General features: G+C 42.8%; 6 tRNA genes. 4 read left to right on the top strand and 2 right to left on the bottom strand.

Annotated elements, in window-relative coordinates:
* Position 1: 1 nt before the first annotated feature.
* Positions 2-77, bottom strand: a tRNA-Glu gene (locus tag EXT47_RS01985).
* 75 nt (positions 78-152) lie between these two features.
* Positions 153-228 (bottom strand) — tRNA-Ala (locus EXT47_RS01980).
* A 519-nt stretch (positions 229-747) separates the two neighbouring features.
* Here EXT47_RS01980 and EXT47_RS01975 point away from each other — a divergent pair.
* From EXT47_RS01975 to EXT47_RS01960, 4 genes are all read left to right on the top strand, one after another.
* Positions 748-823, top strand: a tRNA-Val gene (locus EXT47_RS01975).
* A gap of 65 nt (positions 824-888) precedes the next feature.
* Positions 889-964 (top strand) — tRNA-Val (locus tag EXT47_RS01970).
* Positions 965-1,029: 65 nt separating this feature from the next.
* Positions 1,030-1,105: transfer RNA gene (locus EXT47_RS01965), tRNA-Val, on the top strand.
* A gap of 65 nt (positions 1,106-1,170) precedes the next feature.
* Positions 1,171-1,246 (top strand) — tRNA-Val (locus EXT47_RS01960).
* The last annotated feature ends 3 nt before the right edge of the window (positions 1,247-1,249 follow it).

Genomic DNA, 1,249 nt, shown 5'->3' with positions numbered 1-1,249 from the left:
GTGGCGTCCCCTAGGGGATTCGAACCCCTGTTACCGCCGTGAAAGGGCGGTGTCCTAGGCCTCTAGACGAAGGGGACACAATAACAAACAACTTCGCACTCGAGGCGTTGCCATTTGAATTATGTACTAGGACATATGCACTAACGATAAATTGGTGGAGCTAGACGGGATCGAACCGTCGACCTCTTGCATGCCATGCAAGCGCTCTCCCAGCTGAGCTATAGCCCCATAATAGTCAGACTTGAACTGCTAGCCTGTATCGCTGAGTGCGGGGCGCATTCTATGCAGGAGCAAAAATAAAGTCAACAACTTTTATGAAAGTTTTTTCTAACTGATTCATTTTAAATCAAGAAGCGTAGAATATAACCAAACAGTTCCCCTTTGCAAGCCTAACACCTTGAATTGGATTATTTATTACACAATTTAAAACGCATAGTTACCGCACCTCTGCGTTTTTGTTTTACATCCAATTAGGCCAGAGTGATTTACGGCTCTTTTCTTTTTCAGCATGGTACCTAATCCAGCTTGATCCCGCGCTATAGCATACAAAGCTCAGCAACCTATTTCCTCCAAGTTAAGAGATTCTTGGACCAAAAATATAAGACCCCTCACCTCTTCTATAATGAAGAGCTTAAAGCATTGAACATAAAAACATCACACAGTATAGTTTTTTAAAGTTAAGTGTTGACTCTTTTCAAACTAAACCTATAATACCGCCCCACAACGGCAGACGTTGTAATACAATTTGGGTTGTTAGCTCAGTTGGGAGAGCATCGCCCTTACAAGGCGAGGGTCACTGGTTCAAGTCCAGTACAACCCACCAATTCTATTCTTAGATTAGAATTGGATATTAAACTCGATTCAAGAGTATAAATTGAAACACAATTTGGGTTGTTAGCTCAGTTGGGAGAGCATCGCCCTTACAAGGCGAGGGTCACTGGTTCAAGTCCAGTACAACCCACCATTTCTGCTCTTAGATTAGAATTGGACATTAAACTCAATTCAAGAGTATAAATTGAAACACAATTTGGGTTGTTAGCTCAGTTGGGAGAGCATCGCCCTTACAAGGCGAGGGTCACTGGTTCAAGTCCAGTACAACCCACCACTTCTACTCTTAGATTAGAATTGGACATTAAACTCAATTCAAGAGTATAAATTGAAACACAATTTGGGTTGTTAGCTCAGTTGGGAGAGCATCGCCCTTACAAGGCGAGGGTCACTGGTTCAAGTCCAGTACAACCCACCACTT

The sequence above is a fragment of the Pseudoalteromonas sp. CO342X genome (genome assembly GCF_004208915.1).
Lineage (GTDB): Bacteria > Pseudomonadota > Gammaproteobacteria > Enterobacterales > Alteromonadaceae > Pseudoalteromonas > Pseudoalteromonas maricaloris.
The sequence above is the reverse complement of the archived record's forward strand: the minus strand, read 5'-3'. Positions and strand labels throughout refer to the sequence as shown.